Below are 15,400 nucleotides of genomic sequence, written 5' to 3'. Positions count from 1 at the left end.
CCGCTGCAGGAGTGAATAATGGCTGAACAATGGAAACTGCACTGGCTGGAAGCGTCAGGCGATTTACAGGATTATCAAACGGAGATTACCCGCCAGGCTGATGCGGCATGCCAGATCCTGTCAGCGGTTATGCCGCCACCGCGCCTCGATATTCTGGTTCAGTGCGCGCCAGCGGCGGTGATTCCGGAAACCGGTACCGGCGGCTACGCCTATAGTGCGACGCTGTTTGGTCTGACAATCGATCCGGCTAATCCTCAACTGGCGCAGACACTCAGCAGCGGTGCGCTGATGCGCACTATCCTGCACGAAGTACATCACTGTTTGCGCATGGCGGGTCACGGATACGGCTGGACGCCAGGCGACGCGCTGGTAAGTGAAGGGCTGGCTGGACAGTTTGTTTGCTGGTTACTGGACTCACCACCCGAACGGTGGGAGCGGGCATCTGAACGGCAGTGGCTGCTGGACAATCCGGTCACGCTGGTGGCGTTGAATAACCCTCATTACGATCATGCTGCCTGGTTCTTTGGCAGCGGAACCTATCCCCGCTGGTACGGTTACACGCTGGGCTATCAGCTGGTAGCCGCGTGGCGCGATCAGCTTCCGGTCTTAACGCCGGAAAAATGGCTTAACGTGACGGCGGAAGAAGTGATCGCCGCCGGGCTCCACTGCGGGCTGGTAACCCGCTGAAAGCAAAAAAAATGCCGCAGAAATCTGCGGCATCGGTTTTCATAAGACGATTATCAGAAATCGGCTTTCAACACCACACGGTAATTAGCTTTACCGGCGCGCACGTGTTCCAGCGCTTTATTGATGTCTGACATCGGGAAGAACTCAACCTGCGGCGCAATATCAGCACGCGAAGCCAGCTTCAGTAACGAACGCAGCTGACCCGGCGAGCCGGTCGAAGAACCGGTTACCGCTTTGTCACCCATGATCAGGTCAAACGCACCCACCTGGAACGGCTTCATCACTGCACCGACGGTATGGAATTTACCTTTAGGTGCCAGCGCCGCGAAATACGGTTTCCAGTCCAGATCGACCGCGACAGTGCTGAGGATCAGATCGAAACGACCCGCCTGCTGTTTCAGCGCTTCAGCGTCACGGCTGTTAACCACTTCATCTGCGCCCATGTCCAGAATCGATTGTTTCTTGTCTGGCGTTGAGCTGAATGCCACCACTTCCGCACCCATTGCATGCAGAATTTTAATGGCGATGTGGCCGAGACCACCGATACCGATCACGCCAACCCGGCTGGTAGCGGTGATGTTGCTCATCAGCAGCGGTTTGAAGACGGTGATACCGCCACACAGCAGCGGACCGGCGGTGGTAACGTCCAGTTTCTCCGGCAGCGGGATCACCCATTGCCAGTCGGCACGCAGTTTCTCAGCAAAACCACCCTTGTTCATGATGGTCGGAATGCTGCCCTGCTGGCAGTTAACCTGCTCACCATTGATACAGGCGTCGCAGTGCTGACAGCTTTTCGCGGTCCAGCCAATGCCCACCCGCTGACCAATCGACAGGCCTTTGTTTTTTGCCGCGTCGCCCAGCGCAGAAACCCGTCCAATCACTTCATGTCCGGCAATAACGGGAAACTGTGAAATGCCCCACTCGTTGTCGATCATCGACAGGTCAGAGTGGCAGACGCCACAATACTCAACCTCTACTTCAACCTCTTCTGCTGCAAGTTCAGCAACATCATATTCATAAAGTTCAAGCGCCTGACCAGCCTGCATGGCTGCATAACTTTTAACTTTCATTGGTACCTCTGCGTGGTTAATCACCGTCAAGTGTAACAACTGCAGGCGCGGCTTGCCTGGCCGATACGCCTGCACCGCACTTTGTTGTCTTTTTTGCTGAAAACTCAGCCGTTAACCTGCCCGCCAGACAGAACCTGTAACACTTTTAGCTGCGCCACCCCATCCTGCATCGCATCCATACCCTGGGTTAATTCACGCAGGCTACCGAGGTGTTTAGCAATATCGGCGCGCTCATGACGGGTCTGCTGATTCATGGTCGCCAGGGTGTCAGCGGCACTGATGCTGCGTGCGGCCATTTGGGTCGCGGTCTGCGCACTGTCACTGGCCACCAGCCGGATGCGTGCGATGGTGCTCACCGCCTCACTGATGTTACTGGCGGTAGCCTCAGCCTGCTCTTTGGAGGAGTGTGCCAGCCGACGCACTTCGCCAGCCACCACCGCAAAACCCCGGCCCGCTTCACCGGCACGGGCGGCTTCCACTGCCGCGTTCAGTGCCAGAATATTGGTCTGGAAAGCGATGTTACTGATGCCGTGGGTTATCTCGTTAATCCCGTGCGAAATTTTCTCCAGATCGTCCAGCCCGTCATCCAGCCGGCCCTGCGCCTGCTGGCTCTGGGTGGCGATGTCGCTGATGGCGCGAATGCTGTTTTCCGCCAGGCTCAGGGTTTCGCCCTGACTTTGGGTGGCGCGCTCTAATCGCTCTAATACCGGCAGTGCCTCCATCAGCGGCGTCAGCGCCTGCTGATAGCTGATCACCCGATCAAGCACCCCCGTCTGTACGCTGTTCAGCGCTTCCCAGCGACGTAATGCCCGTTGCGCATAGTGTGCCGCGTACCCGGCGTACTCCACCGGAAACTGACTCATCGCTTTCACCTCATGATTAAAGAACACCAGCGCCGACAGCGTCTGGTTGATCGGCACGCCAAGGATCTCGCCAAAGCTGGAGAAGCCCGCCGCCGGGATGCCTTTGAAAAAGTGGGCGTTGTGTAACTGACCGGCATTTCCGACGCGACGCAGAATACAGTCGTTCATCAGTATCGCCGCCGGTTTGCCGTGCTGACGGGCAAACGCCTGCCACTCCAGCTGCGTCGCCTGTTTGAAGTCCTTTTCCTGCATCAGGAACAGCCGGTCGCCAAACTCCAGATCGCAGAAAAACTGCACGCTGTCAGACTCAATTTTGGCCACCGAACGAATAAAGTATTCATCCCCGACCCTGACGCCAAAGGTCAGCCCCTGTAGCCGTTCTGTCAGCTGGGTCTGTTTGCTAGTTCAGGTGGGTGCATAGCGCGGAAACCAGCGATTGCTGCTGGCCCTGACGGTTAAATACCGAACTGACGGTGCGCGCGATCGGATCGGCCTCGGCGATCAACCAGCTGTTGTCGAGCGGCGTAAAGTTCTGGCTTTTGAACGGGGCAAACGATTTTCCCGCTGCCATCTGGCAAAAAATAATCACCGCTTTGCCCTGTAGTATCTTGCCGCCAACCCCAATCCAGGTGCCGTCAAAGCTGATTTTACCGCCGGCCGATCCGCCAATCGCCAGACAGGGGAAACGTCCGCTGTTGTACCAGGCCTGCATCAGGAAACCTTCCGAGGCAGAAAGACCGTCGCAGTAGATCATCGCGAAGGTCCGATCGGCAGAGAGCGGCATCCGCAACTGCAACCGCTCCAGCTCCTGCTGTATCGCTGTGATCCGCTGGCTGGCGGTGTGGGTATCCTGCACGTGCAGGTCAATAATGTGCGTCTCATGCCGCGCAATCAGGCTGTCAGGCAACCAGAGCCAGCTTCCTTCCTGACCGGCACCGTCGCAATAGGTGCTCTGGCGGCCGCTGCTGCTTAGCGCGCCATTAGAGGAAAGCGTCAGGACCGTCAGGTCAGCGGACGTAAAGCGTTGCCAGGCCTGACTGGCCCGCTGAAAATCCGCTTCAGGCGGCACAAAAGTCATCAGCAGACCGCCTGCGCGCTGGCTTAATCCCGCCGCGCTGAGCGACGCCGGCAACGCACGACAATCAAAAGTGCCATTCGCAGGCTGGCTGCTACGCCCAAAACGGGCAGCAGGCAGGCGTTTTTTTATCGCCTTAATAATCGACATATTATTGTTTTCGCTGTGATAAGAATGATTTTGCGCTAAAGAAAGCGCTTTCTGGTGTGTTTAAAAGGAGGGCTAAAAGCAGGTCCGTACGCGTTCAGAACTCATGGCTGAGGGCCGGAATCATCATTGATCGGCACGCTCAACGCCTGTTCGTTATCGCCAATAGCGGTAAAAGCTTTAACAATTACTGTAGGTGGTGAAAACGATGAAAACAGCGCGTTTAAGCAGCATAAAATAAGCCGGGAAGCGATCCCGGCAACGTTACTGCTTACTCGTCGCGACTTTCATGCCAGTGCTGCTCACAGCGCTCCCGGGCCTCGGCCGGTAAGTCGCGCAGGTCAGGCAGACTGTCGCCGGCGCCATAGCCCATTGAGCCGGTCACTTCTTCCTGCTCATCCTGGGCAGCAAAGCTCAGTGTCTCATCCAGCGCCTGCCATTCGCCGTCCTGTTGACGATAAATCACCGCATGGGTCGGTGTCTGAGCATCATCGCCATAAATTTCATATTTTTGCTTCCGGGAGTCAGAACCAAACTCAAGCGTATCGATTAAGGTTGCATCAGTCATCGCGTTCTCCTTTTTCGTTGAGCTTATAAGGGTAGCCTGGGGATCGCAGGCTCGCTGCCGTTTCCCGCCCGGTGCGCGCTGATAATCAGCCTGAAAACAACATTTTCCCGGGGTTGTATTGGCATAAACGAAGCGGTCATCTATGCTTCGTGGTGTGACTAGCTAGTCCTTTTTATCTAATGGAACGTTGATAGGAGGTCTCTCTATGACACAACAGAAATACCGAGGTGGTGCTGGCAATTTTGCCAACGATCCGGGCCGTGCGAGCGAAGCTGGCAGTGCAGGAGGCAAAGTCAGTGGGGGCAATTTCAAAAACGATCATGAAAAAGCCAGGGAAGCCGGCCGGAAAGGGGGCAGGATCAGTCGGCGTCCTGCCAGTAATTCTGAATAAGGCGCCTTAGGACGTTTTACGCCATGGAATGGCATCTCATCTTAAGCGGCGGACAGCCCGTTCCCCGATTTTATTGCGAAAACCCGCCATGCCGTGCCGGTAAACCGGTTCATCACGCCTGTGGGTAAAAATCAGCACGTCTGTGGGCGAGCCGGCAGACGTGCCTGTGGTTATTTCGCCGCGCGATGTCGGGTGAGGTAGTGCTTCACCAGCACGAAGAACAGCGGCACAAAGAACAGCGCCAGCACCGTGCCAGCCAGCGTTCCGCCGATGATGCCGGTACCGATGGCGATACGGCTGTTGGCACCCGCCCCCGTCGCCACCGCCAGCGGGATCACCCCGGCGATAAACGCCAGTGAGGTCATCATGATCGGCCGTAAACGGGTCCGCGCCGCCTGCAGTGCCGCCGCGCTCAGCGAGCTGCCCTGGCGCACCGCCTCCTCGGCGAACTCAATAATCAGGATGGCGTTTTTAGAGGTCAGGCCGACGGTGGTAAGCAGCGCGACCTGGAAATAGATGTCGTTGCTTAATCCGCGTAACGCAACCGCTACTACCGTCCCCAGCACGCCGAGCGGTACCGCCAGCAGCACCGAAAACGGCACTGACCAGCTCTCATACAGCGCCGCCAGACAGAGGAACACCACCAGAATAGAGATCGCATACAACGTGGTGGACTGCCCGCCTGCCTGCTTCTCCTGCAGTGACAGTCCACTCCACGCGCCGGTCGTCCCGGCCGGAAGCTGATCGGCCAACCGTTCAATGGTGTTCATCGCATCGCCGGAACTGTAGCCTTCCGCATTCTGCCCCTGGATTTCATAGGAAGCAGAACCGTTATAGCGATTAAGGCTTTCCGGCCCCATAGTCCAGCGGGTTGAGGCGAAGGCAGAGAACGGCGTCATGCTGCCTTCACTGTTGCGAATAAACCATTTATCCAGATCGGACGGTGCCGAGCGGTACTGGCCGTCACCCTGCACGTACACCCGTTTGACGCGGCCGCGATCGATAAAGTCATTGATATAGGCCCCGCCCCAGGCGCTGGTCAGGGTATCGGTAACGTCATCCAGCTGCAGCCCGAGCGCGACCGCCTTATTAGTATCAATATCAACCTGCAACTGCGGCGTCTGCGGCAGGATATTGGCCCGTACGCCGATCAGTTCCGGGCTTTGCGCCGCGTTTTGCAGCAGCCGATCGCGCAGTTTGCCCAGCTCATCGCGGGTGGTGCCGCCACTGGCCAGCAGTTCATAGGTAAAGCCATTATTCTGTCCGAGGCCCGGCACCGACGGCGGCGTCAGGGCAAATATCTGGGCATCACGAATAGCGGAAAGCGCATACGTCGCGCGGCCGGCAATCGCCTCTGCCGAGTTTTCCTTGCCGGGACGCCGATCCCAGTTTTTCAGCTTGATAAACGCCATGCCGGCATTCTGCGCTGCGCCGCTGAAGTTAAAGCCGTTGATAGTAAACACCACGTCGATGTTCTCTTTCTCTTCAGTAAGAAACCAGTCGACGATCTGCTTATTGACCGCTTCCGTCCGACTGGCAGTGGCGCCCGCTGGCAGCGTTGCCTGCAGCATAATGCTGCCCTGATCCTCGGTTGGCAGAAAGCTGCCTGGTAAGCGGGTAAACATCACAAACAGCACCACGCCCATCGCGGCATACAGCGACACCATAATCAGCGGACGACGCAGAGTGCTGACAACCTTGCGACGATACTGGCGCTCGGTGGCGGCGTAGAAGCGATTAAATCCGCCAAAGAATCCTTTGCGATGCGGCGTGCCGGGGCGGAGCAACATGCCGCACAGCGCCGGCGTCAGGGTCAGCGCTACCAGCACCGAGAAGGTCATCGCCGCGATGATGGTGACTGAGAATTGCCGATAGATCACCCCGGTCGAGCCAGCGAAAAAGGCCATTGGCAGAAACACCGCCGACAACACCAGCGCGATAGCAATCAGCGCACCGGAAATCTCTTTCATCGATTTTTCCGTGGCCTCGCGGGCCGGCAAGCCTTCGTCATGCATGATGCGTTCGACGTTTTCGACCACCACAATCGCGTCATCCACCAGCAGCCCGATCGCCAGCACCATGGCAAACAGGGTCAGGGTGTTGATGGTATAACCGCAAAGTGCCAGCACGCCAAAGGTCCCGAGCAGCACCACCGGCACCGCCAGCGCCGGGATCAGCGTGGCGCGGATGTTTTGCAGGAACAGGTACATCACCACCACCACCAGCGCTATCGCTTCGATCAGGGTGATCACCACATCCTCCACCGAGATTTTGATGAAGTCGGTGCTGTCCAGCGCATACGCCACCTCGTAACCTTGCGGCATCGAGTGGCGATACTCTTCCACTTTGTTTTTCACCAGAGTGGCGGTATCCAGCGCGTTGGCGCCTGGGGCAAGCATCACCCCGATACCGGCCGCCGGATGACCATTAAGCCGGGTGGTCATGTCATAAGATTCACCACCCAGCTCGACCCGCGCCACATCACCGACCCGCACAATGGCGCCGCGGGTATCGCTTTTAACGATGATGTTGCGGAACTGTTCCGGCGTCTGCAGCCGCGACTGCGCCCTGACCGTGGCGGTGAGCTGCTGATTCTGCGGCGAGGGCAGCCCGCCAATTTTACCGGCGGAGACCTGAATGTTCTGCGAACGAATCGCTGCCGTCACGTCGGAAGGCTGCAGTGCGTAGGCGTTGAGTTTGAACGGATCGAGCCAGATACGCATCGCGTATTGCCCGCCGAATACCTGGATATCCCCGACGCCTTCGATCCTTGCCAGCGGCTCCTGCATGTTACTCACCAGCCAGTCACCGATGTCGGTGCTGTTACTCTTGCCGGTGGTGTCATACAGCCCCATCACCAGCAAAAAGTTGGACTGGGACTTGGTCACGGTAACGCCGAGCTGCTGCACCTCGCTCGGCAGACGGGTCAGCGCCTGCTGCACCTTGTTCTGCACCTGCACCTGGGCCGTGTCGGGATCGGTTCCCTGACTGAACGTCACCGTAACCGTCACATTGCCCTGCGAACTGCTGCTGGAGGTGAAGTAGAGCAGATGATCCAGCCCGGTCAGCTGCTGCTCAATCACCTGGGTGACGCTGTTTTCCAGTGTCTCAGCGGAGGCGCCGGTATAGGTGGCACTGATATTCACTGACGGCGGTGCCACATCTGGATATTGCTCAACCGGCAACAAGGTGATGGAGAGCGCGCCAAGCAGCATGATTAAAATGGCAACGACCCATGCGAAGACGGGGCGATAAATAAAAAAACGAGAAAACATCAGCGGGGTCTCTTCCTTTTAGGGCGGGCGCAAAGCCTGCATTCCTGCAGGTTGTGTAACAGCGGTGCAGCGCTGATTATAGTTTGTAACCTTCCCGCTAAACATCCTGACGTTATCATTTGTTAATCCAGCGCAAATCCAGCCGGTTCCGGCAGGCTGTTGCAGCGTGACGCAATAATCCGCCGCCACGGTAAAACCGTTTCAGTCTGAAACCCTGTGGAACGGATTAAGCAAAATAGCGAGGCCTGGCTATCCTGAAAATAAAGGAAATTAAACAGGAGAGAATGATGAAATTTTTCTACTTCGTTTCGCTTATTGCTTCAGCACTCTATTTATTGGCATTCCTGCCTAAACTCAGAACCAAACGCGAGCCTATTGCCTATTGGGGATGTTGGGCTTACCTCGGTGCTAACGCCATATTCTGGGCGATTTACGGTATCCGGCACTACATCTGATGCAGCGGTCTAAGCAAAGCGGCAAATAGGCTAATCAGCTTAGCTAGCTGACTGATCGCGCTGGAAAAGCAAGCCGGGTTTTTTCAATTATCTGGCGCATTGCCGCTTTACACTGCTGTCTATCCCGCCTGCTTGCCGGTCCGGCTGAGTGAGCCCGCCTGGGAACGTGGCGGGACAGCGGCTGGCGAGGCATTTACTGCGGCCTTAATCTGCTGATCATAATGACTCTCTAACACTCTGAAGGTCTCCTGCGCTTTAATCTGATAGAGCGCGTCGGAGGGATGAATACAATCCGGCGACATCAGCGTTTGCCAGTTTTTAATTTGCTGAATACGCTGATACTGAGGGACCAGCGGCACATTTTCGTCCCGTGCCAGGCGGTCGATTTGCGCAACATAAGGCGCAACGTTCCATTTTTCCGCCCGGCCGCACAATGGATGAGGCTCCTGAATAATCACCGCTTTCCCGTACTGCTGCGCCACGCGGATCAGCTCAGACATGATCGCCCGATATTGCAGCGGACTGACGATGTAGTCAGATTCAGTATCTTTGAAGTGATAGTGGCGGGCGTCATTGGTGGCGAAGTTGAGCAGGATAAGATCTGCCGGCGAGGCGGCCATCTCTTCACGCCAGGTTTTGTTATTGCGGTAAAAATTGCGCCCGTTCAGCAGATCCTTCGACTGCGCCGACAGCGCACCTTTATTGATAATCTCTACCTCAGTGCCATATCTGGCCTTCAGCATCTGGTTTAACTGTGCAATTTCATTATTGGGTGTGAGGGTCGCCCGCAATTTACCGTCTTTTCTGACTGCCATCGCGCCTTTGGTGCTGGAACCGCCATAGGCTTCAATAATAAATTTATCCTCCTGCTGACTGGCAAGCGCAACGCCCGCAGATAAACAGAACGCGATGAAAACAAGCAGATGACAAAAAATATTCTTCATTGAGCATAACTCTGGCAGGGCGAATTGAAAAAGATTATCAGCCAGAGTTCACCCGCTGCAAAATTATTTTGCCGTGTCGCCGCTGCGTTATGCGGGTTAAATCGGTATTGCGCAGAAAAAATCGCCAATAAGTGAAACCCGTGGCGCTTATTGATTATCTCTTCCGATGTCCGCCCGCGAAAAAAAAGCCGATTCGGCGACGAATAAACATCAGTAAAACGCTTACTCACTGCACATTTTTTAACCCTATGTTAAGCGAGGCTTTACCCGGTTCGCGGTTTAACCCGCATCCGGTTGCCCGTCCCGCAAGGGCTGCGCCAGAATGGGCGATTAAAAGCAGCAGCAGTGCGTGCTATTCTGATAAAAAAGTGACGCTAAAAAACGGCCAGGCCGGTTTATCATAATTTAACGATCAACAAAAAGGACATACTGGCGGAATTCTGAAAAGTGTGGCGCAATATGTTAATTAACCTTCAGAGTGATATTCTGCCGCTGTCACTTCATACACTATCGCTTCGTCATTTATTAAGGTAATAAAAATGACTACACCCGCTTTTTTATCGAGCCGGAATATCGGCCTCGATTTTCTGCGTGCTATCCTTATTCTGGAAGGTGTTTTATATCATGCCGCCCGCAGCCTGCCTGGTGGCAATAGCTGGTATTACGTCGCGGATAAAAACCCGTCGCTGATTTTTAGTTCACTGATTGAATTCATCCATACTTTCCGGATGGAGGCGTTTTTCTTTCTCTCCGGCATGTTCTCCGCCATGGTTTTTTTACGCAAAGGCCAGTCCTTTTTCTTTGAGAACCGTCGCAAACGCGTGCTGGTGCCGCTGATTGCTGCCTTTGCTTTCATTCCCGGCATCATGTACTGGCTGAGCTCGACGATAAAAGGGGTCGATACTTCGGCCAGTGGACTGCTGGCAGCCTACATGCAGTTGCACCATCTGTGGTTCCTGGTCTCGCTGTCGGCCATCTCCTTTTTTGTGCCCGCCCGCCTGTACCAGACGCTGGCGACATTTGCCCGCCGCCTGCCCTTTCCGCTGTGGCTGGCAGCCCTGATAATCGCCGCCAATAGTCTGTTTGTGGTGAAGTTCGCAGTTAAAGATCTGGGCGAGCTGATCACCTTAATTCCAGTGACCGCACGTTTCTGCGTTTATTACGCAGCCGGCTATGCGCTTTATCTTAATCGTGATGCGATTCCGCAATTAGCGAAACATCCACTGCTGAATACCGCCTTTGTCACGCTGCTGGCGATAATCTGTTATAGCGCTTTCTTCCTGACGATGAAATTTAATCTGCAGGGGGTAGCGAAATATATTCCGGTACTGCTCAGCAGCGTCTTCTCGGTGATCTTCTCTTATTGGGTGATCTTCTTTTTTGAAAAGCTGCGGATGAAAGAGAGCCGCATCGTGAACACGGTGGTTGATTCCGCGCTGGTGGTTTATATTCTTCACTACCCTATCGCGATTGGCTTTGCCTGGCTGCTGGACGATTACCTGCCGGATAATTATCCGGTCAGCTATGTGCTGATAGTTACGGCAATTGCTTCAGGATTGAGTGCATTGTGCTATATGCTCATCAAGCGTAATAGTTTCCTGTCGACACTTTTTGGCCTGAAAGCGAAGCCGGCGAAAGCGCTGGTTTCGGTAAGCTGAAATCGTGCTGTTGCTGCGAGCCGATAATAGCGTAGCGATAACCGCGTAAATACGTTTCGCTCCCTCGCTGCGTTTATTTCTCTGCTGGCGCAATTCTGCGCCAGCTTTATTGATCCGCAAACAACACCTCTGCAATCGACATCGTGATACCAGAAACATTTTGAGAAAAAATTTCAGTAAATAATGCGCTGAATCCATCCTGGGTTGGTTATTTGTGTACCAGACTTACAAAAATAACAATACAGACCATGTGGAGCATTATGAAAGAGCAAAATCGCACAACCGGGATTGCCCCTTATGGTGGCGCTGCAGGCGGCTGGGGCGCACTTAAAGCGGTTGCCGATGCCATTCGCGGTCAGATGTCAGTCAAACAGGATGTGATTGCCCTGTTCAAAGTGAACCAGCCACAGGGCTTTGACTGCCCGGGATGCGCCTGGCCCGACCCTCAGCATGCCTCTTCGTTTGAATTTTGTGAAAACGGCGCGAAAGCGGTGTCGTGGGAAGCGACCAGCAAACGCACCACGCCGGCGTTCTTTGCCGCGCATACGGTCACTGAATTATGGCAGCGCAGCGCATTGCACCTTGAAGGCGAAGGGCGACTGACGCACCCGATGAAGTATGATGCGACCACCGACACCTACCAGCCAATCGAGTGGGAGACTGCGTTTAAAGAGATCGGCGAACATCTGCGCAGTTATGACGATCCCGACAGCGTAGAGTTTTACACCTCGGGCCGCGCCTCCAACGAAGCGGCTTTTCTGTGGCAGCTATTCGCCCGCGAATATGGCACCAATAATTTTCCCGACTGTTCCAACATGTGCCACGAACCGACCAGCGTCGGGTTGCCGGAATCGATCGGCGTCGGCAAAGGCACGGTAGAGCTGGAAGATTTTGACCATTGCGATCTGGTGTTATGCATCGGTCATAACCCTGGCACTAACCATCCCCGCATGCTGGGTACCTTACGTGAAGTCTCTAAACGCGGCGCGACCATCGTTGCGATCAACCCGCTGCGGGAACGTGGCCTCGAGCGCTTTACCTCGCCCCAGAGTCCGATTGAAATGCTCTCCCTCAGCTCGACCGAGCTGGCATCGACCTATTACAAAGTGCGGGTCGGCGGCGATGCAGCGATGCTGAAAGGCGTCATGAAGATCCTGCTGTCGATGCATCAGGAGGCGCTGAGTAAAGGCGAGCCCGGCGTCATCGATGAAGCCTTTATTAATGAACATACCGAAGGGTTCGAGGCGCTGAAGGCCGATCTGGAGAGCACCGACTGGCAGCACATCCTGAAGGTGTCGGGCATGGCACGTGAAGAGATCCAGCACATCGCCCGACTCTATGCCAGCGCTGAGCGGACCATCATCTGTTATGGCATGGGCATTACCCAGCATCAGTATGGCACCCAGAATGTGCAGCAGATTGCCAACCTGCTGCTGCTACGCGGCAACATCGGTAAACCCGGTGCCGGCATCTGTCCGCTGCGGGGCCACTCTAATGTGCAGGGCGACCGCACCGTGGGTATCACCGAGATCCCGCCGCAGTCGCTGCTCGACAGTCTGGAACGCGTTTTTGGCTTCCGTCCGCCGCAGAAACACGGCCACGGCGCTATTCAGGCGATACAGGCGATGCGGGATGGCAAAGCCAAAGCGCTGCTCTGTCTGGGCGGTAACCTGGCGGAGGCCATTTCCGATCCTCAGGTGACCTTCCCGGCGATGCGTAAGCTGGATCTGGTGGTACATATGGCCACCAAGCTCAACCGCTCGCACCTGCTGCTGGGCAAACATAACTACCTGCTGCCGGTTCTTGGCCGCACCGAAACCGATGTTCAGGCTACCGGCGCGCAAAGCGTGACGGTGGAAGATTCCATGTCGATGGTGCATGCCTCGCGCGGCTCGCTGGAGCCGGCTTCACCGCACCTGAAATCTGAACCGGCGCTGGTGGCCGCGCTGGCTCAGGCCACGCTGCCGGACAGCGTGGTTGACTGGCGCGCCATGGCGGCCGATTACAACCGCATCCGTGATGCGATTGAAGCCGTCTTCCCGGCGTTTGAAAACTTCAATGAGCGGGTGAAAAAACCGGGCGGCTTCCGGCTCTATAATGCCGCTTCTGAGCGCGTATGGAATACGCCATCCGGTCGGGCGCAATTCAAGGTGATGCAGGGGATTAATGAAGATCCGCGTTCGCTGAAGTGCCATGATTTGGTGCTGACTACGCTACGCAGCCACGACCAGTACAACACCACGTTATACGGCCTCAACGACCGCTATCGTGGCGTCACCGGTCGCCGCGACGTGCTGTTTATCAATGCCGAAGAGGCGGAGAAACGTCAGCTGCGCGTCGGCGATCGGGTCGATTTAATGGCACTCGATCCGGACGGTAATCCGACCTCACGCCAGATGAAAAACCTGACGATTGTAATCATCGACATGGCTCCCGGTTCGGTCGGCGCTTACTATCCCGAGGCTAACGTGATGGTGCCGCTCGACAGCCATGATACGCAGAGCGGTATTCCTGCCTATAAAAGTATCCCGGTAACCATGACCAGGGTAACCGACGAGACGACAACCACCTCAGGCATACTGCGTTAACGCTGTGGATTGAGGCCGCGCCGTCACTGCAAAGGTTGCCTGAGACTCAGGCAACCTTTTTTATGAGCATAATTTCACCGTCTCCCTGCCGGGGGTACAACACGATCAGCAGGCTAAGATATAAGTTTCACTAACCTTATGCGTAACATTTTATTTCATCTGCAACGCTTGCTGCTTCTTCAACCGATGTTAAACGTACGCCTGACATTTAGGCATTCCGTGCCTTTTTCCCGCTGGCTGGCCGGCTGAAATTATACCCTGAATCAACATGTACCATTCTTCCGACGCTCCGGAAATGTATCAACCCGGCTTACTGGTTTGCTCCGCCGCCGATCGCGTTACAAGTTTGTTAAACGCCGTCTTTCTTCTCTGTTTATAACGGATAGGCAGCACCTATTACCGTCTCTACTCTATTCACAGCGGAAGGAAGATTGCCGATGACAACGTTAAGCAGACGACGCTTTATGGCCTTTGCCGCCGGTGGCACCGTGGCGCTGGCCGCGGGTCAGGTTCATGCCCATGATAATCAGGTCACAGCCTACCCGGCCGGTGCTAAACCCGGCGGGCGCGATCCCGGCCCGCATGACCCGATGCGCGAAGCAGAAAATCCCGACCTGGTTGATCCGCCCGCAACCGACAGCGGCACCTTACCTAACCTGCGTTACAGCTTCAGCGATGCGCACGTGCGTAAAGGCAGCGGCGGCTGGACGCGGCAGGTGACACAACGCGAGTTAGGTATCTCCACCACCATTGCCGGGGTCGATATGCGCCTCAACGCTGGCGGCATCCGCGAACTCCACTGGCACAAACAAGCGGAATGGGCCTACATGACCTACGGAACGGCGCGGGTGACCGCCTTCGATACTCACGGCGGCTGGTTTGTCGATGATATCGGCGTCGGCGATTTGTGGTACTTCCCGCCCGGCGTGCCGCACTCCATTCAGGGGCTGGGACCGGATGGCTGTGAATTTTTGCTGGCCTTTGACGATGGCGGATTTGATGAGGACAGCACCTTTCTGCTCTCAGACTGGTTTAAACACATTCCGCCAGAGATCCTCGCCAAAAACTTTCAGCTCCCGGTTTCTGTCTTCTCTCAGCTGCCGTCGCCCTCAGACGAATATATTTTCGCCGCTACGCCACCTGACCGCGCCGCCTCCGACAGCGTTCAGGGCGGCACCCGATCCACCCTGCGTTTTACCCACCGGATGCTGGCTCAGGATCCGTTAAAGGCACCTGGCGGAACGGTGCGGATTACTGACAGCTCTAACTTCCCGATAGCCCGGCAGGTGGCCGCGGCGCTGGTCGAAATCGAACCCGGCGGGCTGCGCGAGCTGCACTGGCATCCCAATAACGACGAATGGCAATACTATCTGGAAGGCGAGGGCCGGATGGGCGTATTCGCCTCGTCAGGCCAGGCCCGCACCTTTGATTATCGCGCTGGTGATGTCGGCTACGTGCCGTTTGCCATGGGTCATTACATCGAAAATACCGGCAAGGGTCCGTTACGCTTCCTTGAGCTGTTTAAGAGCGACTATTACGCCGATATCTCGCTCAATCAGTGGCTGGCCAGTACGCCACCGGAACTGGTTAAGCAGCATCTGCATCTGGACGATAGCTTTATGGCAGCCCTGTCGCAGAGTAAACGCCCGGTCGTCGGCTAAACGCAATGGCCGGCTTTC

General features: G+C 55.8%; 9 protein-coding genes and 1 pseudogene. 5 read left to right on the top strand and 5 right to left on the bottom strand.

Going from position 1 to position 15,400, the window contains the following annotated elements; translation table 11 throughout:
* Window positions 1-18 precede the first annotated feature (18 nt).
* Window positions 19-687: a DUF2268 domain-containing putative Zn-dependent protease gene (locus tag FHW04_RS20285; protein WP_089562191.1), complete on the top strand. Its 669-nt coding sequence runs from the start codon at window positions 19-21 to the stop codon at window positions 685-687.
* A 53-nt stretch (window positions 688-740) separates the two neighbouring features.
* On the opposite strand, the gene ahr is transcribed toward FHW04_RS20285, so the two are convergent.
* From ahr to FHW04_RS20270, 3 genes and pseudogenes are all read right to left on the bottom strand, one after another.
* On the bottom strand, window positions 741-1,757 hold the full coding sequence (gene ahr, locus FHW04_RS20280) for an NADPH-dependent aldehyde reductase Ahr (RefSeq protein ID WP_089562190.1): 1,017 nt from the start codon (window positions 1,755-1,757) through the stop codon (window positions 741-743).
* Between the two features lie 104 nt (window positions 1,758-1,861).
* Window positions 1,862-3,845, bottom strand: a pseudogene (locus FHW04_RS20275) (methyl-accepting chemotaxis protein).
* A 268-nt stretch (window positions 3,846-4,113) separates the two neighbouring features.
* On the bottom strand, window positions 4,114-4,410 hold the full coding sequence (locus FHW04_RS20270) for a hypothetical protein (protein WP_089562189.1): 297 nt from the start codon (window positions 4,408-4,410) through the stop codon (window positions 4,114-4,116).
* 205 nt (window positions 4,411-4,615) lie between these two features.
* On the opposite strand from FHW04_RS20270, the gene FHW04_RS20265 reads away from it, so the two are divergent.
* Window positions 4,616-4,801 (top strand): general stress protein, encoded by a 186-nt coding sequence (locus FHW04_RS20265; protein WP_072051034.1) that lies wholly within the window; start codon window positions 4,616-4,618, stop codon window positions 4,799-4,801.
* Window positions 4,802-4,971: 170 nt separating this feature from the next.
* Here FHW04_RS20265 and FHW04_RS20260 read toward each other — a convergent pair whose 3' ends face one another.
* Window positions 4,972-8,076, bottom strand: coding sequence for an efflux RND transporter permease subunit (locus tag FHW04_RS20260; protein ID WP_089562188.1), 3,105 nt, complete (start codon window positions 8,074-8,076; stop codon window positions 4,972-4,974).
* Between the two features lie 574 nt (window positions 8,077-8,650).
* Window positions 8,651-9,475 (bottom strand): SGNH/GDSL hydrolase family protein, encoded by an 825-nt coding sequence (locus FHW04_RS20255; RefSeq protein WP_089562187.1) that lies wholly within the window; start codon window positions 9,473-9,475, stop codon window positions 8,651-8,653.
* A 539-nt stretch (window positions 9,476-10,014) separates the two neighbouring features.
* On the opposite strand from FHW04_RS20255, the gene FHW04_RS20250 reads away from it, so the two are divergent.
* From FHW04_RS20250 to FHW04_RS20240, 3 genes are all read left to right on the top strand, one after another.
* Window positions 10,015-11,133: an acyltransferase family protein gene (locus tag FHW04_RS20250; protein ID WP_069729893.1), complete on the top strand. Its 1,119-nt coding sequence runs from the start codon at window positions 10,015-10,017 to the stop codon at window positions 11,131-11,133.
* Window positions 11,134-11,393: 260 nt separating this feature from the next.
* On the top strand, window positions 11,394-13,721 hold the full coding sequence (locus FHW04_RS20245; RefSeq protein WP_089562186.1) for an FdhF/YdeP family oxidoreductase: 2,328 nt from the start codon (window positions 11,394-11,396) through the stop codon (window positions 13,719-13,721).
* Window positions 13,722-14,158: 437 nt separating this feature from the next.
* Window positions 14,159-15,382 (top strand): cupin domain-containing protein, encoded by a 1,224-nt coding sequence (locus FHW04_RS20240; RefSeq protein ID WP_089562185.1) that lies wholly within the window; start codon window positions 14,159-14,161, stop codon window positions 15,380-15,382.
* Window positions 15,383-15,400: the final 18 nt, after the last annotated feature.

It is taken from the genome of Pantoea sp. AN62 (assembly GCF_050432985.1).
In the GTDB taxonomy this organism is placed as follows: domain Bacteria; phylum Pseudomonadota; class Gammaproteobacteria; order Enterobacterales; family Enterobacteriaceae; genus Pantoea; species Pantoea brenneri.
This window is presented reverse-complemented; position numbering and strand designations above follow the sequence as displayed.